Raw genomic sequence first — 21,451 nt, 5'->3', positions numbered from 1 at the left:
TTATTAAAGTAATTAAATGCCTTAGTACATCTTTAAACTGTTTAAAGTAACTTTTTAACTACTAGTTGGTTTTTAAATATACTCAGTACGCCAGCGAATTGATATTCGATTAAGCTATAATTTTCTTGGCAAGGTAGTTAAATGAGGTAATATATTCTTGAGTTTTAACGTGTAATTAGCCATTTTGTAAACATTATAAAACAGCTACGATTCATCGAAAAAGAGAGTGACTTCAGCTTTTAGTAGTACCACAAGTAGTACCGACAAAAACAGAAACAAACAAAACATTTAAACATCAACAAGTTAACCTTTAGAGTAGAAGCCCGTAGCGGCACCAAATACCGGTTCATTAAGAACCATTAAAAACCCGTAAAGCCCATAACCAAAGGCTTTACGGGTTTTTTATGTCCTAAACTATTTTATGCCCGTTCTTCAAATCTACGGGGAATTTAACTTTCTCCGATTAAAAATTGCGATTTGTTTTAAATTACTTCACGAATTTAACGAATAATTAAACTGAACTAGACTTTCTTTTCGAGCGTTCAGTAACAGATTCTGATGTATTAACTGGTGCTTTACTTTTAGCTCTTTTTTTATGTTTTGAATTTTTAGTCGCTGAAACTACTGTACTAATAAACTCTGCTGATTTTTTGGTGGGATTATAAGCGACTTTAAAAGTTTCACCGTTATATCCGATAATATCGCCGTTGCGAATTTTTTTACGCTTTTGAACTTCAACTTTATTATTTACTAAAATATTACCTTCACTGATCATGGTTTTAGCTTCGCCGCCACCAACAATATTGGATATTTTTAGTAATTTATAAAGTTCTATAGGTTCAACACAAATGTCGATAATTGAGTGTTCAGACATGAAATACGCCTAATAATTTTAAATAGTAATATTGTCAAATTCTAACATATATTGAAGAGAAATTATATTAAGGGTACTTAATAATGCTGAGCTAGCGTAGATGGTAAATACGTTATGCAGGAATACGTAAAAATTTAACTATTCCACTTCAATTTAACCAAGAGTTATAGATCTAAAAACTCCCTTCCCCTCATAATAAATTGAAACTATTGAGTTATTTCGTGAATAATGACTCCACCTGAAATAAGTCTCCTACCTGCACCTAATAAAATAGAAATGCCATTTTTATTAAGCAGGATTTTTGTGTGTAAGAGTCATGTTATTAGTCACTAATCCCTTATTCTAAAATAATTAAATATCTAATAGACCATCACTGAATACTTATAAATTATACCAATGAGCGAAGAGTTAGAATTTCTCGATCCATTTTTTATTTCAGTTTGGCGTCAGTATAATTTATAAACACGTCGGTATCCGTCAATTAGGTAAATTTTACTAAAATTATGTTCTAATTTTAAAGCGTCATAGGCTCCCCGATATGAATCAACATCGGCCATGCAATAGGTATTAAACAGTGCCAGCCAATATTCATCTGCATCACCAGTAGCGTTACATTTTTGATTCTTAATGACGATCCTGTTTTCTAACAGAAACTGAGTGTTTTCTTGAATGTTTGTTGAAGCGAATTTAGTGGCTATTGACTGAATCACTTTTTTCTTTGGTGGATGTTTACACTTATATAAATTGATTGATACCACATAACCTAAAATGTCTATCACTGCCTCATGTGTTTTGGTAGCAATCATATTGAGAATGATTCGGGTCAGTTCTTTTTTAAATTCATTTATCCGCTTAATAGGGCTCGGAATAACAAGATGAATCCATCGGTTTTTAGGAATTAGGTTGCCTATTTCTTCATTTAACTGTTCGACAATATTTGAGATTGGCACATCATCTGCCAACCTTGAGCGCCGCTTTCCATTTTCGTTGATGTGCTCAACCAGTTTGGTAACTTCTACGGCAATCCTCCGGTTATTTAGTAGTAAATAACCGTCTGGCGGGTCTTCGCCGTCGATATATTTACCACCGAATTTAGATGCTAGGGTCGCAAGAACATATTCTTCATCTGGTCTCATGATTTATCCTTAAACATATCCGTACATTATGTAGACAGTACTGCAATGGATATTTTAACAGTAAGCTAGTCTTTGATTCATGTGCATGAATTTCAAATATTTAGCTTCCATAATGGCATACTTTCGTACTTAAATTAGGTCGATAACTGGACTAACAACTTACAAATTAATATACAAAACTAATCAATTCATATTGTTAGTATAGGATATTGGGCGATTTTTCGTGTAGTGCTCTTTGCTTGGTTAGTAATAATTGACCTATACTTACTGCAAGGAGCACAATTAATTTTTGTAAGTATTTTACGGATGATCAAAATAGTAACTACTTAGATGCGATCCTATGAGGTATTCACTATGAATAATCACCTCCCCGACCATGAAACGCTAAGCGAATTAGCTGAAAACTCCCCCGATAAACTTGAATTTATTCTTAGAGAAAATATTGCCGCGCTCATCGAGCAAACATCAGGAAGCCAACGGCGACGTTTACAAGGTTTGCAATTTCAGATAGATGTACAACGGAAACTGGCCAAAAACCCTGTCGATTCTTGTATTCGAATATCGCGAATGATGCATGATTCTTTTATTGAATTAAATAAAGCATTAGCAAACTTTACTAAAAATCAGCCTATGTCCGATACAAAAAAAGACTCTAATGTTATCTATTTAACGGATAGAGAATGACATCCCACTCTGTAAAATGTGTTTAAACATATTCAAGAGTAAGATACTTGATTGAGTGATAACTGACTATTGTGATTGAAAGTAACAATATCATTGGATATTTAGGCCATCTAAAAATGATCACTTCATTAGTACAATTGGTATTATCAAACTGCTATAATTCCCGCCGTTAATTTCAATCAATAAAGTAAGCCACATGACAGTAGAACAGCTAACGTTACCCACGACCCAACTAACATCGGTCCAAAAAACACAATTTATAAAATTAGAAAAGAAACTCAGGCGTAATGTTGGTCAAGCCATTGCGCAATACAATATGATTGAAGATGGCGATAAAGTAATGGTTTGTTTGTCTGGTGGCAAAGACAGCTATGCCATGTTGAGCATTTTAATGCGATTAAAAGAATCGGCTCCCATTCATTTTGACTTAATAGCGGTTAATTTAGATCAAAAGCAACCTGGTTTTCCTGAGCATATTTTACCCGAGTATCTCGATAAACTCGGTATTGAGTATCATATTGTTGAAGAAAACACTTACGATATTGTCAAAGATAAAGTTCCTGAAGGTAAAACGACTTGTAGCTTATGCTCTCGACTACGTCGCGCTGTTTTATACAAAGCAGCTAAAAAGATTGGTGCCACTAAGATAGCGCTAGGCCATCATCGTGATGACATGATTGAAACCCTAATGTTGAACATGTTTTATGGCGGTAAGATGAAGGCAATGCCAGCAAAACTTGTCTCAGATAATGGTGAGCATGTGGTTATACGCCCGTTAGCCTTTTGCAAAGAAAGTGAGCTTATTCAATACAGTGAATTAAAACATTTTCCTATTATCCCATGTAACCTGTGTGGCTCTCAGCCCAATATGCAAAGACAAAATATAAAACGCATGTTAAATGATTGGCATGACCAATTTCCGGGTCGTATTGAATCTATGTTTACTGCAATGCAAAACGTTGTTCCTTCACATTTATGCGACAGTAAATTATTTGATTTTAAAAGCATTAACAGCACTTCGGGGATTATTAACGGTGGTGATACTGCCTTTGATGAAGTAGCGATTGAAACACCACAGGACTTGTCACCTAAAAATCATCTTAACGATGCCCAACAACTCAATGTGATTGAAGTTAAATAATTGATTGCAAATGGATTAAGTGTCTACTAATTAAATATCAACCGATTTTAGTACACAAATAAAAATGGCCAATGTTAATAACATTGGCCGTTTTTTTATATGCTAACTTACTTAACTAAACAACTTAACTAAACAACTTAACTAACGTTTGAATAGTTATTTAGCTAATAAACTTAAATTATTAATCTGATGAAGCAGTCTGTTGCTGACTGTTTAGCTTAACAAAGTAACGTTGGTTATGTCTTAACATGTCAGTTATATCTAACACGTACTGCACACCACGCTCAGAGTAAGGTAACAAGCCAGTTGCTAAAATTTCAGCATCAAGTGCCTGGTCTTGCGCTCTTAATTCAGCACGAATTGTTCTAAATACATGATAAGCATTATGCTTATTTATATTATTAAAATACCCCGAAACAGCAGCATCAACACTTTGAAATGCTGCAACTTCATGCTTGGCTCCAGTATTACGTCCCCCTGGTACCATGCCACAGCCCGTTCTATAACACCAAATACCGAAGAAGTTTAAACCTATACGGGCAAAACGTGATGTTCCCCAAGCAGACTCATTAGCAGCCTGTACCAACACCAATGAAGTAGGGATAATATCAACACGTATCAACAAGTCATTAATTTGCTGTAAGGTTGAAGCTTCTTTATTAATACGATAAGCCTTGATAAGGGTTTGCAGTGACGTTTGTTCTTCTATAGTCAGCCCTAAACCAAGTGAGATCTGCTCATGCCAATGCTCTAGTTTCGATCTATCCTCAGCTAATTGATTATTCTTCGCTTCTATTGCTGGACGAACAAAACCAAAGAATTGACGTTTTTTTGTTGGAATATCATAAATAGCGGCAAAATCAGGTAAATTTACCTTATGTAATGGTTTTTCTATTACTTTCACTTTTTCAACAACCTGAACGACAACCTTAACAGTGGCAGGTTCAACATCGACATCTACGATAGTCATTAATGGCTTAGGCACTAAAAAAGTAAAAGGCGCTACTATCGCAATAACTAACGCAAGACATACGAAAAAACGAACGAATAACATAGTTTTCATAAAAACTCCTTATTTATGATAATATTAGGCAGAAAAAGTATCATCTGAGCCATTGTGATCAGAGTCTTTATTCGTGGAATGACTTAATGCTGTATCAGTGCTTTTTACCTCAGAATAAATACCAAATATTTCACGATATAAAACACCTTTAATGTTGTAATACCAAGGTGCTAAATAAGAAAGACCAAATAAAAACACCATAACAGCAAGTGGTGCCAAACTTGACTCGATCAATAAAGCGATAGGAAAAGCTAACGAAATTAAAGCCAAAAACAATACAGAATAAATAGCTAATAATGGCATTATTTTAAAGCGTAATGCTTTAACAGATAATGCAATAGCTTGTACTGGAGTTAGATTTTTTTCTACCACTAAAGGTATCGTTAGTGACAACAGTACTGCTAATAACACACCTGGTATAATTAACAATTGAAAACCGATACTAATCAATAGAGAGGTTAGTAGCGCACATAGTGCAACCCAACTTCCACGATGTAAGAATGAGAGTACCATTTTACTTTTTGTTGGCTTGTTCACTGCATGGTAAACACCCATCATTTCTATGCCAGCCATAAAAGGCCATACAGCAATAGTCACAATGACATTGATCAGTTGCAGTAACTGAGGGTCTTCGATAACACGCTCAATACCACCAAAAAAACTACTCGTAATAAACGACACTATCATACCGAACACTGTTACTAAAAGCAGTGCTATATTGATATACATTCTCGACTGCAATGTATGCTGCCACGCTTCGGTTAAAATAGCTTTAACATTAATTGAGTACTCACCTTTTACAGCACGCTCAACACTACCACCAATGGACACAGTTATATTTTCTTCTGGCAAAGCTAACCCTTTTAAATTCATCAATACTACATTTGTCATCTATTATACTGGAAATGAGAACAGATTGCTCACAGCTCAATTTAACAGCAACTTGACAAAGTGAGCAAAGGTGAGCTGAAGAATAAATAACGGTTAATTAAGATCACTTAACACCAGTTGAATCGCTAATAACAATAAGATTAAACCCATAACACGATCTAAAATATAGCCTTTACGCTGTAAAACGTAGCGTACTCTCTCTTGAGTTAACATATAAGATAGAAAACAAAACCATGCCGCTGTTGCTGCGACTAAATAAGCACCATAAGCAATTTTGATACTCAATAGTGTTTCGGGTGCTATCACCACAGAGAATAAGCTCACGAAGAATAATGTTGCTTTAACATTTAAGGCGTTGATTAAAAAACCACTAAAAAATGCTTTTTTAGCCGATGGGTTATCGACTGTCGTATCAGCTTTAGGTATATCATTCTGCGTTAACGAATTATTATCAGAACCTTCGCTGCCAAGAGTTAATGACTCATTATCAGGTTTTTTAGACTTAAAGCAGTGCCACGCTATATAACAAAAATAGCTAGCAGCAATATATTTTAATGCCGTAAATAAACGCTCATCACTGGCAATTAGCAGGCCGATACCAACCAAGGAATAAGTAACGTGTACAATAATGCCAGCCGCGATGCCGAAGCTAGTATAAATAGCAATGCGTCTGTTATATCGGATACTTTGTTTTAAGATAAGTGCAAAGTCAGGACCAGGACTTGCGACAGCAAAAAAGTGGACCATAGCGATAAGTAAGAATTGTTCTAAAACGGGCATAGTTCAATATGAGTATTTATGAAAAGTGCGTCATTTTACCTCAGAATTTAAATAAAGCGACCTTAGTCAGCTAAAACGCTATGCCTACAGTGTAAGCAATTAGCTACTGATCGCTATTCGTTGTATAGATTGTTGTACTAGAATGACGCGGTAAAACGCCCAAAGATCTTCAAAGCAATTAAAGCTATATTCTTTGCCGTGGTAACTAGTTTTCATACGCTAACCTATACATGTTAAATAACGAACAAACAGTGTATAAGTTTCAACCAACCAATAGCGTTAACAAAACGTAATTTAGCGTATTGATTGGTTATCTCTAATTAATGTTTACCACAACGCTATTTTTGTGGATGAGCTTGGTGAATTCCCTTTAAAATGTCTTTAAAATAGTTACTACCTTTTTGCTCCGCTAATGCTACATTTTGTTCAGGTATTTTTTCAGGATCTTTATATATAGCTAATACTCTTGCCATACTTGCCTCGCGGATTATATGCAGCATTGGGTAAGGAGAACGATTGGTAAAGTTACTAGCATCATCGAAATCATCGTCCGCAAAACAATATTCAGGATGCATAGTTGCTAACTGAAATATGCCTTCAAACTCTGACTCAATCAGCAAGTCATTGGCATAATCGACTAAGTCGAGATAGCGTTCGAAACGTCTAAATCCTTCAGCAAAGATGATCAAGGTTGTTTCAATCTCATCATGTTCTTGTAAATAATGGCATTGTTTTATCAAGGTTTGCAAAGCAGGTTTAACTTGTTCAGCGTCAGATTTATGATAACAAATGGTGTTATTAACAAATTCTTTTTTCGCAAAAGGACAAAAATTGAGTCCTATTATAATTTCATCTAACCATTGTTTAGTTGCATCAACTTCCGCTGATGATTGCTCTATGTCTTTATTCATAACTTTCTTACTCTAAAATTACTGTTTGTTGTTATGCATTTTAATAACTTGCCAAATCTAAGATTGTTGTAGCTGCCACATTTTGCTGTATTGCCCTTCAAGGGCTAGTAATTGCTGATGATTACCCTGCTCAACTATTTCACCATGATTCATCACAATAATATTGTCACTATCAATGATGGTTGATAGACGATGCGCGATGACAAGGCTAGTTCTACTTTTAGTCACTTCATTTATTGCCGTTAAGATAGCTTGTTCTGAGTGGCTATCGAGCGATGATGTTGCTTCATCAAAGACCAAAACTTGTGGATTCTTTAAGATCGTACGGGCAATAGCAACGCGTTGTTTTTCACCACCTGAAAGTTTTAATCCCCGCTCTCCCACTACGGTTTCTAAACCATCAGGTAAACTGGTAATAAATTCAGATAAATGTGCTAAGTCAATAGCTTTTAAAACTTCATCTTCACTGGCCGTTGGACAACCGTACTGTACATTATTAAATAAAGTGTCGTTAAAAAGCACGGTATCTTGGGGCACAATACCAATATGGCTTCGCAGTGATTGTTGGCTCACTTGACTGATATCTTGCCCGTTAATCTTAATATTGCCTGAGTCAACATCGTAAAAACGAAATAACAATTTTACTAATGTTGATTTACCTGAGCCACTTTGTCCAACCACAGCAACTTTTTCACCCGCATTCACATTAAATGAAATACCTCTAATGATAGGACGCTTGGCATTATAGGCAAAGGTAATATTATTAAAAACAATACTGGCTTCATTAATCGTACTATTGCCCTGCTCTGCCAAATTTAATATCGCAGCGTCAGGAACATCTTGTACCTTAGGTGCTTTAGCTAATAAGCCAAATAGGTTTTCAATATTTGCCAGCGAGCCTTTTATTTCTCGATAAACAAAGCCTAAAAAGTTAAGCGGCATAAATAACTGCATCATAAAGGCATTTATCAGAACAAAGTCTCCAAGAGTCATAACATCTGCAGCGACGTCACTCGCGGCAAGCGCCAGCATGGCAGTCATAGCTGCGGCTATAATGAGTGCTTGTCCACCATTTAAAGCAAATAACGATAAACGATTTTTAATTTTTGCCTGTTCCCACGTTGACAGCTGTTGGTCATAAGCTTGCGCTTCAAATTCTTCATTGGTGAAATATTTAACGGTTTCGTAGTTTAGTAAACTATCAATGGCCCGAGTATTACTTGATGAATCTGCTATGTTGGCTGCTCGGACGTAGCGTGTGCGCAACTCGGTGGCAAAAACGGAATAAGCTATATAGGTCAAAATGGAGGAAAGCGTTATAACCGCATACCATATGCCGTATTTCACAAATAAAATAGTCACCACCATCACTATTTCAAGCAAAGTGGGGACAATGTTAAAGACCATAAAACGCATTAAAAAATTGATGCCCGAAGTGCCTCGGTCAATATCGCGAGACAATCCTCCCGTTTGTCTATTAAGGTGAAAATCTAAATCAAGGGAATGTAAATGACGAAAAACTTTTAACCCAATGCGCCTTATAGCCCTTTCAGTAACTCGACCAAATAGCGTATCTCTTATTTCAGCAAAAACTACGATCGACAGCCGTACTAAACCATATGCGGCCACTAAACCTAATGGAACAATAATTAAAGCAGACTCGGCGCCTGTAGTGTTAGCATCTAAGGTATCAACAATGTCTTTTAATATGAAAGGCAGGTAAACACTGGCTATTTTAGTAAAAACTAAACATGACATAGCAAACGCAATACGTTTTTTATACTCGAATAGGTAAGGTAAAATAAGTTTGAATGCTTGCCAGTTGATGGAACTGACTTCTTGATCGGGATAACTAGAGCGGCGCATGGCATTTCTTTAGCGGTAAAAATTTAATTTTAAATTAGAAAGTGAATTTAGCCTAATAATTATAATAAATAGTTTGTTTTATTTATCTATTTTTCCTTAAAATTCAATTAACATTGTAAATAAATCTTTGTCGTTCTGTATTAATAAATTGGTGGTTAATCGGTGTTTAATTATTAGCATTCAATTATGGGCTTGACCCAGCAATACTTTTAAAGACTTAGCGGCTGTACTTTTAGCAAAAAACATCACTGCTGCTTAAAGAAAAATAAGCAGAATAACGGCTAAGTTATTACTGCTTATTCTTAGGGTATATACCTTGTTATGTCTAGATCTCGTAGGTCATATACTAGTGGATCGTGTTATTGAGTGAAATATAAAGCCTTAATCTGTATCAAGTACCTTTTCAAGTATCTGCCCTTGGGCGCCTGATGGTGCTTTAATACCTAGTACTGCTGATAACGTTACTGCAATATCGGTGGTACTCACTCGTTTATAGACCTTATCATCATCAATATTAAATCCTGCAAAAATTAGAGGTACAAAAGTATCGTATCCCCAAGGTGAGCCGTGAGTCGCCGCAACAGTTAAACCTTCCATATCAGCAACAAAACGATGAGCCTCAAGCACAACATAGACATCGCCAGAACGATTTTTACTGTGATTATTAACCACTAAGGTATGTAGGTAGTCTTGCGGGGTATTACCTATTTCTATATCGCTACTTGTTACAGCAAGCGCAACACCATCAAATTTTGAAACTTCCATAGCTACGGCTTTTTGAACTTGCTCAAGTGACAGTTTACGTTCAGCAATTAAATCTCGATCAAGGTATATGTAAGGATGAAAGTAACTTTTAATTAGCGCAGTATCGAAGCCAAACTGTTTCTTTAGGGCTTTCATACTCGGTGCTTTATCCCACTCTTTAGGAGCAACCACATCAGTTTTCATGCCTAATGACGATAAATAAGCCGGCACTTCAGCTGCACCATGATCGGCAGATAACACGATAAGGGTATTCTCTAAACCCACTTTTTTATCAATAAATATCAGCAACTTGGCTAACGTTCGGTCTAACCTCAGCATATTATCTTCAGCTTCTAAACTTGAAGGGCCAAAAATATGACTAACATAATCTGTTGATGAGAAGCTTACTGATAAATAGTCAGTAACCTCGTCCTGACCCAGCTGTTCGTTATTAACCACTGCTTTAGCAAAGTCTAACGTCAGCTCATCTCCTGCAGGGCTTAAGGTCAAAAAAGTATTGAAATAATCATTACTCATATCGCCGTACTGATGTGGGAAAGTGCGGCCAAAACCAGGGAATTTAGTTTCCCATGCTTGATCATCTTGTTTTGCAAAGACATACTTAGCTTGAGGTTGGCTTAACTGCCACGTTTTTTGATGATATTTCTTAGTGGGTTTTGCTTCATTCCAATTTGATACCCATTCAGGATATTTGTCATAGTAATATTCACTGGTAACAAATTCCCCTGATTTTTTAGAGAACCAAAAAGCCTTGCCCATATGTCCTGCCATGGATATAGCACCTCGGTCCTTTACTGATACGCCAAAGACTTTAGCTTTACCATTTGAGGCAATCTTTAACTCATCACTAAATGTAGAGACTTGGATATTATTCGGTGAACGACCTGAAGATTTTGCAGTGCGTTGAGTGGGATCAATTTCTGTTTTTTGATTAACCCCTGCATCTGCTGATAACAATGGGTAATTAGCATCTTCAACGTTATAAACTAACCGTTGCAATTTATCATCAAACCAGACATTGCCTATCATGCCATGTACCGCTGGCAATGCACCGGTAGCCAGTGTTGCATGACCAACGATAGTTTCAGTATTAGCATGATTATGATGAGCATCTTTATAGACTACACCTTCATCGAGCAGATATCTAAAGCCGCCTTTTCCCATTTTATCTAAATAGGCGGTTGGCATATCGCCGCGCAGTTGATCCACGGTAATTTGTAAAATGAGTTTAGGTTTATCCGTTTGTGCGAATGCATAATTACTGCCCAAGAGGGCTAATGCGGGTAATAAAAGCCCAAGATGAGTTTTATTTTTTGTCTTTACTGTTATCATTTTTAATAATCCTTTATCGTCTATAAGTTAACAATTACAAAGTTTTAGTATGAATGTTGTGTAGATGAAACTTACGTTAGCACGTCACCCTATTGAATAATATGCAATTTCCGTAAGACTGTATGGTGTTGAAAATAAAAGTATATCGAACCCTATTAATGGGTAATAGATAACAGCTTATCTGTTAATTTTCTAGATTAAGCTTTTTAAGTGTTGCGGAGGGTAATTCTTGAAAAAGTTGGCGGTATTCACTTGCGAAGCGACCTAATTCTATAAATCCCCAATCGAGTGCCACATCGACTATTTTATCTTTTTTACCGTGATTAACTAATAAATCTCGCCTGACACCATTTAGGCGTAATAATCTTAAGTAACGTATAGGTGTTACCCCTAAGTATTCTTTAAAGCCGTATTGAAGATTTCGTTCACTTAATTTGGCGACTTTACACAATTCAGGAATTGTTGGTATGTTCTGTCCGTATTGGTGCAAGTAATCCATGACATGACGAACACCTTGTCTACGTTTTGATTGATTAACACGCTTTTCATTACAAGGCGTTGTGACTTTAAGAACATTAAATACCAGCCTTAAAATAGTATCATTTATCATCCGTAATGAATTTTCGGTTTTTATCACCTCTGGTTTTACTTGTATTAGATTAATAATATTATTTACCCCTGTCGCATATTGAGTTAATGCAAGAGGCTCTGTCAGGCAGGCTTTACTCACTAGCCAGTCACTTGGGATTTCTTGACCCGTCAGCAAATGAATATCACGCACAAATGTGTCTCTATCAAAGACGGCTGCGATCACATTTAAATGGTTTTTAAAGTTGACATCCCAATCGCCACCCGTGGCTTGGAGAATAGCGTTTTGTTCGATGTGTTTACCACAAAACGTTGAATCATCTCTGTTTGAAAGCAATGCAGCAAAAGGAACAAAATTATTCGCAGGCGTTGCTTCTATTAATGCTCCTACATTTAGGTTTTCACGAAAGACCTGTAATTTCCCTAAATTGATCTCTAGATAATCACCTTGTAATTGCCCTGTATGCAACTGGGTATAGCGACGATTCTTGTTCACTTGAAATTGAGCCAACTCATCAATATCAGAGGTCGACATACCTCTTACTTTGTTATTACTGTGAATGTTGTTTGGAAGATCCATTGCTTATCAAAAGTCCTTTTTCTATAAACCATCAAGTTGATTTATCGTACTAACTATAACTAAATCCTTTCGGAAATTGCATACTTAAATGTTAACCGAGTTAATATAATGTAGCAATAACTAAGCGAGGTCGCATTAATTAAGTGGCGATACAGCGTTACTAAGTTTTTCACCATAATAATTAAAATTTTTACTGTAAATAAAGGGAATAATATGGAAATAAATAATCGGCTTAAGAAATTCGCACTAGGCATAGGTGTACTTGCTATTGCCACTAGTGCAGCAGCAACAACCAACAAAGCTAAACCTAATGTACTCGCTATTTGGGGTGACGATATTGGTTATTACAACCTTAGTGCTTACAATCAAGGCATGATGGGATATGAAACACCAAACATTGACCGTATTGCAAATGAAGGTGCTTTGTTCACGCATCATTACGCACAACAAAGTTGTACAGCAGGTCGTGCTTCATTCATTCTTGGTCAAGAACCTTTTAGAACAGGTTTATTGACTATCGGTATGCCTGGTTCAACACATGGTATCCCTGATTGGACTCCTACCATTGCCGATTTGTTAAAAGAAAAAGGCTACATGACTGCACAGTTTGGTAAAAACCATTTAGGCGATCAAGACAAACATTTACCGACTAACCATGGTTTTGATGAATTTTTTGGTAATTTATATCATTTGAATGCTGAAGAAGAGCCTGAAACTTATTATTATCCTAAAGATAAAGAATTCCATAAAAAATATGGTCCTCGTGGTGTTATCCATTCATTTGCTGATGGAAAAATTGAAAATACGGGTTCTCTAACACGTAAACGCATGGAAACAGCTGATGAAGAATTTATCGCTGGTACTTTGAAGTTTATTGATAAAGCACACAAAGCTAAAAAGCCTTTCTTTATTTGGCATAGTGCTACCCGTATGCATGTATGGACACGCTTACAAGAAAAATATCGAGGTAAATCAGGCGTAGGTATAACTGCTGATGGTATGTTAGAGCATGATGATCAAGTAGGTATTTTACTCGATAAATTAGATGAATTAAAAATTGCTGACAATACAATCGTTATCTATTCTACCGATAATGGCGCAGAAAAGTTTACTTGGCCTGATGGTGGTTCATCACCTTTTAGAGGCGAAAAAGGAACGACAACAGAAGGCGGTATGCGTGTACCACAACTCGTTCGCTGGCCTGGTACTATTAAAGCCGGTAGTCGATTCAACAACTTAATGTCTCATGAAGATTGGATGCCTACGTTATTAGCTGCAGCAGGAGAGCCAAATTTAGTTAACAAACTTAAAAAAGGTTATAAAGCTAACGGTACAACATGGAAAATCCATGCGGATGGTCATAACTTCTTACCTTTCTTTAAAGGCCAAGAAAAAGCTTCTCCACGTACGAGTAAGTTGTACTTCAATGCTGCAGGTGACTTAAATGCTGTACGTTGGAATGAATGGAAAATTGCCTTTGCAGAAGAAGAAGGTGGTATCAGCACGGCATATCGTAAAGTTCCTGCATGGCCAACCATTACCAACTTACATGCTGACCCTTTTGAAACGGCTGCACAAGAGTCTGGAATGTACTTACGTTGGTATGCAGATAACATGTGGTTATTCGTCCCTGCTCAACAACAAGTTGCAGAATTCATGGCAACTATAGATAAATTTCCTTTCCAAGAAGGTAGTAGTTTAAGTGCTAGTAGCATTGGTTATAAAAGTATTAGAACTCAAGCTGCACTTAAAAAAATACAACAAATAAGTCCTAACCGATAATTGCGATTTTCTTAACGTTTTGTCAATAATGGCTAAAGCCCAATAATTATTGGGCTTTTTTATTTTCAATAACTATTGTAATAAACAATAAAAAACAACATAAATTCACATTACACATATTATTAAATCAAGTGAACTAAATAACTAAATAACTAAATAACTAAATACTACGTATAAGTTACTGTTAAATTATTGCATTTATTATGAAATAACATCATATTAATAACGTAATTCTACTAATTTATACGGACATTGTTATTTTTGCAGATTAAAAATCACATGTTTCTTTGGTGACCAAAAGGAAGACAAAATGATTAAAAATAAATTAAAAATGCTGATGATGGGTGCAAGCTTAATAGCGACTGCATCCGCAACAGCAGCGGAAAAGCCAAATATTTTATTTTTCTGGGGCGATGATATAGGACGTACAAACATCAGTGCCTACAGCCACGGTATAATGGGGTTTAAAACGCCTAACATCGATCGCATAGCTAAAGAAGGCATGATGTTCACCGATTATTATGCAGATCAAAGCTGTACCGCTGGTCGTTCAACCTTTATCACTGGACAATCAGGTTTACGTACCGGTATGACAAAAGTTGGTTTACCCGGCGCTAAAGAAGGCATTCAAGATAGAGACATTACCATTGCAGAGATGTTAAAAGCCAAAGGATATACCACAGGTCAATTTGGTAAAAACCACTTAGGTGACAAAGATGAACATTTACCCTCTAACCATGGTTTTGATGAGTTTTTTGGTAACCTTTACCATTTAAATGCAGAAGAAGAGCCAGAAGATCCAGATTACCCTAAAGATCCTGCTTTTAAGAAGAAATTTGGACCACGAGGTGTTATTCACTCTTATGCATATGGTAAAATTGAAGATACCGGCCCTTTAACTAAAAATCGCATGGAAACCGCTGATGATGAATTTGTCGCTGCAGCCATGAAATTCGTCGATAAAGCAGTGAAAGCTAAAAAGCCTTTCTTTGTTTGGGTTAATACCGCAGGCATGCACTTTAGAACACATATCAACCCTAAGCATGTGGGTCTTTCAGGTCAAGGATTCTATAACGATGTGATGGTCGCTCACGATAATCATGTTGGTTTGATGTTAGATCAACTGGATAAGTTGAAAATTACTGACAGTACCATTGTCATGTACTCTACCGATAATGGCGTGCATTACAATACTTGGCCAGACGCCGGTATTACTCCGTTTGATGGTGAAAAAAATAGCGAAAAAGAAGGAGCTTACCGTGTTCCTATGATGGTGCGCTGGCCGGGTAAAATTAAAGCGGGTGAAATTTCAAACGAAATGATGGCTCATTTAGATTGGATGCCAACTTTAGCTGCCGCTGCCGGTGATACTAAACTTAAAGAAGACATGCTTAAAGGCAAACGTCGTTTTGGTAATAAGCAATCAAAAATTCATCTTGATGGCTATAATATGTTACCCCACCTTACGGGTAAAACAGAAAAAAGCCCACGTAACATTTATCATTATTTAAATGATGAAGGTTTCCCTGTTGCCATTCGTGTTGGTGATTGGAAAATGGTTTATGCGGAAAACCGTGGTAAAACCTTGGCACTTTGGACTGAACCTTTCACTATGTTAAGAATGCCTAAAATCCTAAATTTACGTCGTGACCCATGGAGTAGAGCTGAAGAAAATTCTAATTCTTATTACGATTGGATGATCGATAAAGCGCCTTATATCTATTTAGGTTTATCAGAAACAGCTAAGTTTTTATCAACCTTTAAAGACTATCCACCTAGCCAACCTACTGGTTCTTGGTCAGTTGAAGTGGTATATGATACTTTTTTGAAAAAATCTGAAGGTAAATAACACACTCTTTATCTATACTTAAAGCCCAACTTTTGTTGGGCTTTTATATGTTTAAAATTACTTTTTGTTTTTATATAAAAAATTCAACAAACAATAATAAAAACAACTACTACGGATAAAAAACCTCTCTCATTAACAATAGATTTATCAAAAAATTTGTGTAATATTAGAAATGATACTAATTCGCATATTGCTCATTAAACGTTGAACAATATACTTATCCATTGTGAAAAGGAAAAGACATGGTAACTCAAAATAAGTTAAAGAAACTGGTTTTAGGTTTAGGATTAATAGCTGCATCAAGCGCTGTAATGGCAACGACTGATACCGCTAAACCTAATATTCTCGCAATCTGGGGCGATGATATCGGCCCATTTAACATCAGCGCTTATAACCGCGGCATTATGGGTTATAAAACACCTAATATTGACCGTATTGCTAATGAAGGGATTATTTTCACTGATTCGTACGGAGACCAAAGTTGTACCGCAGGTCGCGCTGGTTTTATTACCGGACAACATCCTATGCGTACAGGTTTAACTAAAGTAGGTTTACCTGGTGCAAAAGAAGGGCTTAATAAAAAAGATCCTACCATTGCCGAATTACTTAAACCTCATGGTTACATGACCGGCCAATTTGGTAAGAACCATTTAGGTGACCAAGATGAGCATTTACCGACTAACCATGGTTTTGATGAGTTTTTCGGTAACCTTTATCACTTAAATGCAGAAGATGAACCAGAGCATCCAGATTACCCTAAAGACCCAGCCTTTAAAAAGAGTTTCGGTCCTCGTGGTGCTATCCATTCCTTTGCCGATGGTAAAATTACCGATACCGGCCCTGTGACTAAAAAACGTATGGAAACTATCGATGAAGAGTTTTTAGGCGCCGCACTTAAGTTTATCGATAAAGCTCACGCCACTAAAAAACCATTCTTTGTCTGGTTCAACTCTACCCGTATGCATGTTTGGACACGCTTAAAGCCTGCCTCTGATGGTGTTACTGGCCAAGGTTTATATGCTGACGGCATGGTTGAACATGACGGTCATGTAGGTCAATTACTGGATAAAATTGATAAACTAGGTATCGCAGAAAACACTATTATTATGTACACCACAGATAATGGCGCTGAATTAGCCTTATGGCCTGACGGTGGTTACACCCCCTTTAGAGGTGAAAAAAACACCAATTGGGAAGGCGGTTACCGTGTTCCTATGATGGTTAAATGGGCGGGTAAAATTAAGCCTAACCAAGTATCTAATGAAATGATTTCATTAATCGATTGGATGCCGACTATATTAGCTGTTGCTGGTGATACAAACATCAAAAGTAAACTTAAGAAAGGCACGAACGTTGGTGGCACTAAATTCAAAGTCCATCTTGATGGCTATAACTTTTTACCGCACTTCTTAGATACAAGCAAAGAAGGTCCTCGTAAAGAGTTTATCTATTCTTCAGATACTGGTGACATTGTTGGATTACGATATGAAGATTATAAATTCGTTTTTAAAGAACAACGAGCACATGGTTTAGAAGTGTGGCAAAACCCATGGACTACCTTACGTGCACCTAAGATATTCAATTTAAGAATGGACCCTTATGAACGTATGGATCATGAGTCTGAAGGGTATGGTCAATGGTGGGCTGAGCACATGTTTTTAATGGCCCCTGCTATGATGAAAGTTGCTCAATTTAAAGCAACTTTTAAAGAGTTTCCTCAGCGTCAAAAACCAGGAAGCTTCGTGCCATAAGCTGTTTGGCAACTAAATGATTTTTTAAACACTTAGTTATATTAAAGTCCGCAGAGCAAAGCCATCGAATATTTTGATGGCTTTAATTTTCTTACTTTATAGCTGTTCACTGACTGTTATAAAGTAAGACTTTTTTCATTAAAATAAATAATTTCTCATCCACTTTACTAAGTAAGATTTCACTGCTGTTATGAATAAACCTTATAAATTTTCACAGCCTTCACTGCGCGCTTTGTTACAGTTATCCATCATTACTAGCTTGTTCTCTGTAAGCTTACTCGGTCATTCAAAAACCATAGAAGCGTTAATAAAATCACCTGTGGCTAAAGTGGAAAATGTAGATAAAAAACAACGAGTATTTTCTTTATCTAAGCCAATGATTGATGAGTTGATGAATAACATGGTACTGGTTGAAGCAGGCACGTTTGCGATGGGCTCTAACTCACCTTTAGCGAGAAACCGTGAAAAACCTGTCAGGCAAGTCAGTCTTGATGCTTTTTACATTGGTAAATATGAATTAACTCAAGATGTTTTCGTGCAAATTATGGGGTGGAACAATAGCTTCTTCGCCTGTGATAAGTGTCCGGTAAATAACGTGAGTTGGTTTAATATGGTTTTATTTATTGAACGATTAAATAGTGCTACCGGTAAAGAGTTTAGTTTGCCTACAGAAGCTCAATGGGCATATGCTGCAAAAGGTGGCAATAAGTCTCAAGACTATAAATACAGTGGTTCTAATGATATTAATGACGTTGCTTGGTTTGCTGACAACGCAAAAAATAAAAGCCACCCTGTTGGGCTCAAAAAGCCTAACGAGCTGGGTTTATACGATATGACGGGGAACTTATGGGAATTTTGTCTTGATGACATGAGCCGACAAGCTTATACCTTCACAGAGAGCCATAACCCTTTTATGGGTGATAAAGAAAACCTTAAACGTAAAGCGATGAAAGTTATTCGCGGTGGCGGTTATGAGTTTTCCGCGACTGAAAACTTAGTTTTTATGCGTGATGGTGCGACCAACAATGTACGTATGGCAGACATCGGGTTTAGATTAGTCATGAGTAAAAAATAAATGTTAAATATTTTCCTGGAGCAATATTACCACATGACAAAATCACCAAAAAACATCTATTTAGGACTACTTTTTTTAGTACTTAATACTTTTATAGGTCAAAGTTTTGCTCAAAGTTTTGTCGGTTCAAAAGCCTGTATCAGCTGTCATGAAAAAGCCTACCAAGACTGGCAAGGCTCTCATCATGATATGTCAATGAAACATGCTGATAGCAAAAGTGTTTTAGGTGACTTTAATAACGCCACATTAGCTTATCAAGATAAAACCTCTGAAAAACTGAGTACCTTTTTTAAAAAAGGTACTCAGTTCTGGGCCAATATCAAAGGTGATGATGGTAAGTTTCACGACTATCAGATTAAATATACCTTTGGTTATGAGCCACTGCAGCAATATATGGTTGAGTTTGATGATGGTCGAGTTCAGCTGATACCTTTCGCTTGGGACTCTCGTGCCAAAGAAGAAGGAGGACAACGATGGTTTAACCTCTACCCTGATATGACTGAAAAGCATCAAGAATTCTTCTGGACCAATACCGGTCAAAACTGGAACTACATGTGTGCTGACTGTCATTCAACCAATGTAGATAAAAACTTTGATATTAAAACAGACACCTACAACACTACTTTTAGTGAAATCAATGTCGCTTGTGAGAGTTGCCATGGGGCCGCCAGTGAACATTTAATTTGGGCTAAAGAATCTAAAAACAAATCTGAAAAAACTAATAAAAGCATGCCATTGAATGACAAAGGTTTTACCCGAGATTTATCAAAATCGGTACAAAACTGGCAAGTAAAAGACAACAACAAAACCTTAACACCAAAAAGTATTGAGCATAGCCAACAAGTATTAGTGTGCGCGCAATGTCATAGCAGACGAACTCAGGTAAGTAATAACGATCATGTTAAAGGTAATGCCTTTGGTGAGCGTTATTTACTTGATTTAATTTCAAGCACGAATTATCACCCTGACGGACAAGTTTACAACGAAGATTTTGTTTATGGCTCATTTTTGCAATCTAAAATGTATAAAAATGGCGTGGTATGTACTGATTGTCATAATCCGCACACTGCTGAATTAAAACTGCCAATAGAAACACTTTGTTTGCAGTGTCATCAAAGTGATAACTACGCATCAACACAACATCATAAACATCCTGAAAACTCTACGGGCGCACAATGTGTTAATTGCCATATGCCAGAGACTACTTATATGAAAATTGATGCGAGGCGTGATCATGGCTTTCATATACCAACGCCTAACTTAACGCAAAAATTAGGAACACCTGATACCTGTTTAAGTTGTCATGATGATAAAGATAGCCAATGGAGTTCGAGCAAGGTTAATGCTTGGTATCCAAATTCATCAGTTGAAGCGGAAAAGGATTTTGTCGCAGTTTTTTCAGCTATTAACTTGGCATTAAATGAACAACAACTACAAGGTGTTTCTTCTGAGTTATCTCGCATTGCACAAACTACCAGTTATGCTGGCATTATCCGCGCCTCTGCATTAACTAAGATGGCTAGCATATCTAACACCAATACTATTATCGCTATTGCCAGAGCCGTTAAAAATCCAGATGAGAACATTCGATTAGGTGCAATTGAAGGTGCTCAAAATATGGCAGGCGCTGAAAAGTGGCGTATTTTATCACCTTTATTAAAAGATAAAGTCTTAGCAGTAAGGGTCAATGCTGCTTTTGCCTTAACCAGTTTGTGGCAAAACTTATCAGCACCACAAAAAGAACAATTAACGCCCGCCCTTAATGAATATATCGCGAGTCAGCAATTTAATAATGACCGTAGTTTTTCTCATTCTAATCGAGGAATTATTGCCGCCTATCAGGGACAATACGATCAAGCCATTAAAGCCTTCAAACAAGGCATAGCAATAGAAAAACATTTTGCACGAACTTACCTCAATTTGAGTCAAGTTTATTATCAACGAGGCGAAAACCAAAAAAGTATTGAAATATTGCAGCAAGGAAAATCAGCAAATCCTGATGATGCTAGCCTGCCCTATAATTTAGGACTCGCCTATATTAGAGTGAAAGACAAAGTAAAAGCAGCACAAGCATTAGCTATTGCCACACAACTTGCACCACAAAACAGCCATTATTTTTATGTTTATGGTTTAAGTTTAGAGCAGCATAAACCAAGTGCAGCTTATGGAGCTTTGTATCAAGCATTTCAACTGAGTAATAACCCGCAACATTTATACGCGCTATGTGACATGCAAGTCCGCCATAAAAGTGGCTTAGCAAAACAATGTTTCGCACAACTTGCCCCGTTAGTGCCCAGTAATGTGATTCAAACGCTTAGGCAACAGCTAAATCAATAACGTATCAGTTAAGTAAAACAGTTAGTTATCTATTACCTAACTGTTA

At 36.7% G+C, this 21,451-nt stretch carries 16 protein-coding genes; 7 read left to right on the top strand and 9 right to left on the bottom strand.

The genetic code is table 11. The annotated features are described in order from the left end of the window. Window positions 1-511: 511 nt before the first annotated feature. Together ESZ36_RS16670 and ESZ36_RS16665 are read right to left on the bottom strand one after the other, a co-directional pair. Window positions 512-874 (bottom strand): RNA-binding S4 domain-containing protein, encoded by a 363-nt coding sequence (locus tag ESZ36_RS16670; RefSeq protein WP_146789948.1) that lies wholly within the window; start codon window positions 872-874, stop codon window positions 512-514. A gap of 446 nt (window positions 875-1,320) precedes the next feature. Further along, window positions 1,321-2,010, bottom strand: coding sequence for a hypothetical protein (locus tag ESZ36_RS16665; RefSeq protein WP_146789946.1), 690 nt, complete (start codon window positions 2,008-2,010; stop codon window positions 1,321-1,323). Between the two features lie 354 nt (window positions 2,011-2,364). Here ESZ36_RS16665 and ESZ36_RS16660 point away from each other — a divergent pair, with 354 nt between their 5' ends. Both ESZ36_RS16660 and ttcA read left to right on the top strand, forming a co-directional pair. Further along, a complete protein-coding gene (locus ESZ36_RS16660) occupies window positions 2,365-2,694 on the top strand; it encodes a DUF3135 domain-containing protein (RefSeq protein WP_170235869.1) in 330 nt (109 codons plus the stop codon). A gap of 196 nt (window positions 2,695-2,890) precedes the next feature. Continuing rightward, window positions 2,891-3,835 carry a tRNA 2-thiocytidine(32) synthetase TtcA gene (ttcA, locus tag ESZ36_RS16655; RefSeq protein WP_146789942.1) on the top strand — a complete coding sequence of 315 codons (945 nt, stop codon included), beginning with the start codon at window positions 2,891-2,893 and terminating at the stop codon, window positions 3,833-3,835. A gap of 181 nt (window positions 3,836-4,016) precedes the next feature. Here ttcA and ESZ36_RS16650 read toward each other — a convergent pair whose 3' ends face one another. The 7 genes from ESZ36_RS16650 to ESZ36_RS16620 form a co-directional block, all read right to left on the bottom strand. After that, on the bottom strand, window positions 4,017-4,898 hold the full coding sequence (locus ESZ36_RS16650) for a glucosaminidase domain-containing protein (protein WP_146789940.1): 882 nt from the start codon (window positions 4,896-4,898) through the stop codon (window positions 4,017-4,019). Window positions 4,899-4,922: 24 nt separating this feature from the next. Continuing rightward, entirely contained in the window at window positions 4,923-5,789 is an 867-nt protein-coding gene (locus ESZ36_RS16645) for a YciC family protein (protein WP_170235868.1), read from the bottom strand. Between the two features lie 93 nt (window positions 5,790-5,882). Then, entirely contained in the window at window positions 5,883-6,569 is a 687-nt protein-coding gene (locus tag ESZ36_RS16640) for a LysE family translocator (protein WP_146789938.1), read from the bottom strand. Window positions 6,570-6,907: 338 nt separating this feature from the next. Then, the gene (locus ESZ36_RS16635; protein ID WP_146789936.1) at window positions 6,908-7,480 is read right to left on the bottom strand and encodes a DUF1415 domain-containing protein; all 573 of its coding nucleotides are present in this window, start codon (window positions 7,478-7,480) and stop codon (window positions 6,908-6,910) included. Window positions 7,481-7,537: 57 nt separating this feature from the next. Continuing rightward, a complete protein-coding gene (locus ESZ36_RS16630; RefSeq protein WP_146789934.1) occupies window positions 7,538-9,346 on the bottom strand; it encodes an ABCB family ABC transporter ATP-binding protein/permease in 1,809 nt (602 codons plus the stop codon). 381 nt (window positions 9,347-9,727) lie between these two features. Beyond that, complete coding sequence (locus tag ESZ36_RS16625; RefSeq protein ID WP_146789932.1) at window positions 9,728-11,443, bottom strand: alkaline phosphatase family protein; 1,716 nt, start codon at window positions 11,441-11,443, stop codon at window positions 9,728-9,730. Window positions 11,444-11,627: 184 nt separating this feature from the next. Further along, a complete protein-coding gene (locus ESZ36_RS16620; RefSeq protein ID WP_146789930.1) occupies window positions 11,628-12,611 on the bottom strand; it encodes a helix-turn-helix domain-containing protein in 984 nt (327 codons plus the stop codon). A 213-nt stretch (window positions 12,612-12,824) separates the two neighbouring features. Between ESZ36_RS16620 and ESZ36_RS16615 the strand changes: the two genes are divergently transcribed. The 5 genes from ESZ36_RS16615 to ESZ36_RS16595 all read left to right on the top strand — a co-directional run bounded on the left by ESZ36_RS16615 (window position 12,825) and on the right by ESZ36_RS16595 (window position 21,405). Next, window positions 12,825-14,393, top strand: a complete 1,569-nt coding sequence (locus tag ESZ36_RS16615; RefSeq protein ID WP_146789928.1) for an arylsulfatase — start codon at window positions 12,825-12,827, stop codon at window positions 14,391-14,393. 310 nt (window positions 14,394-14,703) lie between these two features. Continuing rightward, on the top strand, window positions 14,704-16,242 hold the full coding sequence (locus tag ESZ36_RS16610) for an arylsulfatase (protein WP_146789926.1): 1,539 nt from the start codon (window positions 14,704-14,706) through the stop codon (window positions 16,240-16,242). A 242-nt stretch (window positions 16,243-16,484) separates the two neighbouring features. After that, window positions 16,485-17,993, top strand: coding sequence for an arylsulfatase (locus ESZ36_RS16605; protein ID WP_146789924.1), 1,509 nt, complete (start codon window positions 16,485-16,487; stop codon window positions 17,991-17,993). Between the two features lie 190 nt (window positions 17,994-18,183). Next, window positions 18,184-19,068, top strand: a complete 885-nt coding sequence (locus ESZ36_RS16600; protein ID WP_146789922.1) for a formylglycine-generating enzyme family protein — start codon at window positions 18,184-18,186, stop codon at window positions 19,066-19,068. Between the two features lie 33 nt (window positions 19,069-19,101). Continuing rightward, window positions 19,102-21,405, top strand: a complete 2,304-nt coding sequence (locus ESZ36_RS16595; RefSeq protein ID WP_246129142.1) for an ammonia-forming cytochrome c nitrite reductase subunit c552 — start codon at window positions 19,102-19,104, stop codon at window positions 21,403-21,405. Window positions 21,406-21,451 lie beyond the last annotated feature (46 nt).

This window comes from Colwellia demingiae (assembly GCF_007954275.1).
GTDB classification, from domain to species: domain Bacteria; phylum Pseudomonadota; class Gammaproteobacteria; order Enterobacterales; family Alteromonadaceae; genus Colwellia; species Colwellia demingiae.
Note: the sequence above shows the minus strand (reverse complement) of the source record. Positions and strands in the feature narration are given on the sequence as shown.

Coding starts and splice junctions, on each gene's coding strand:
- ESZ36_RS16595 (WP_246129142.1), top strand. CDS start 19,102: ATGACAAAATCACCAAAAAACATCTATTTAGGACTACTTTTTTTAGTA.
- ESZ36_RS16650 (WP_146789940.1), bottom strand. CDS start 4,898: ATGAAAACTATGTTATTCGTTCGTTTTTTCGTATGTCTTGCGTTAGTT.
- ESZ36_RS16600 (WP_146789922.1), top strand. CDS start 18,184: ATGAATAAACCTTATAAATTTTCACAGCCTTCACTGCGCGCTTTGTTA.
- ESZ36_RS16670 (WP_146789948.1), bottom strand. CDS start 874: ATGTCTGAACACTCAATTATCGACATTTGTGTTGAACCTATAGAACTT.
- ESZ36_RS16625 (WP_146789932.1), bottom strand. CDS start 11,443: ATGATAACAGTAAAGACAAAAAATAAAACTCATCTTGGGCTTTTATTA.
- ESZ36_RS16615 (WP_146789928.1), top strand. CDS start 12,825: ATGGAAATAAATAATCGGCTTAAGAAATTCGCACTAGGCATAGGTGTA.
- ESZ36_RS16605 (WP_146789924.1), top strand. CDS start 16,485: ATGGTAACTCAAAATAAGTTAAAGAAACTGGTTTTAGGTTTAGGATTA.
- ESZ36_RS16660 (WP_170235869.1), top strand. CDS start 2,365: ATGAATAATCACCTCCCCGACCATGAAACGCTAAGCGAATTAGCTGAA.
- ESZ36_RS16645 (WP_170235868.1), bottom strand. CDS start 5,789: ATGACAAATGTAGTATTGATGAATTTAAAAGGGTTAGCTTTGCCAGAA.
- ESZ36_RS16620 (WP_146789930.1), bottom strand. CDS start 12,611: ATGGATCTTCCAAACAACATTCACAGTAATAACAAAGTAAGAGGTATG.
- ESZ36_RS16630 (WP_146789934.1), bottom strand. CDS start 9,346: ATGCGCCGCTCTAGTTATCCCGATCAAGAAGTCAGTTCCATCAACTGG.
- ESZ36_RS16665 (WP_146789946.1), bottom strand. CDS start 2,010: ATGAGACCAGATGAAGAATATGTTCTTGCGACCCTAGCATCTAAATTC.
- ESZ36_RS16640 (WP_146789938.1), bottom strand. CDS start 6,569: ATGCCCGTTTTAGAACAATTCTTACTTATCGCTATGGTCCACTTTTTT.
- ESZ36_RS16635 (WP_146789936.1), bottom strand. CDS start 7,480: ATGAATAAAGACATAGAGCAATCATCAGCGGAAGTTGATGCAACTAAA.
- ESZ36_RS16610 (WP_146789926.1), top strand. CDS start 14,704: ATGATTAAAAATAAATTAAAAATGCTGATGATGGGTGCAAGCTTAATA.
- ttcA (WP_146789942.1), top strand. CDS start 2,891: ATGACAGTAGAACAGCTAACGTTACCCACGACCCAACTAACATCGGTC.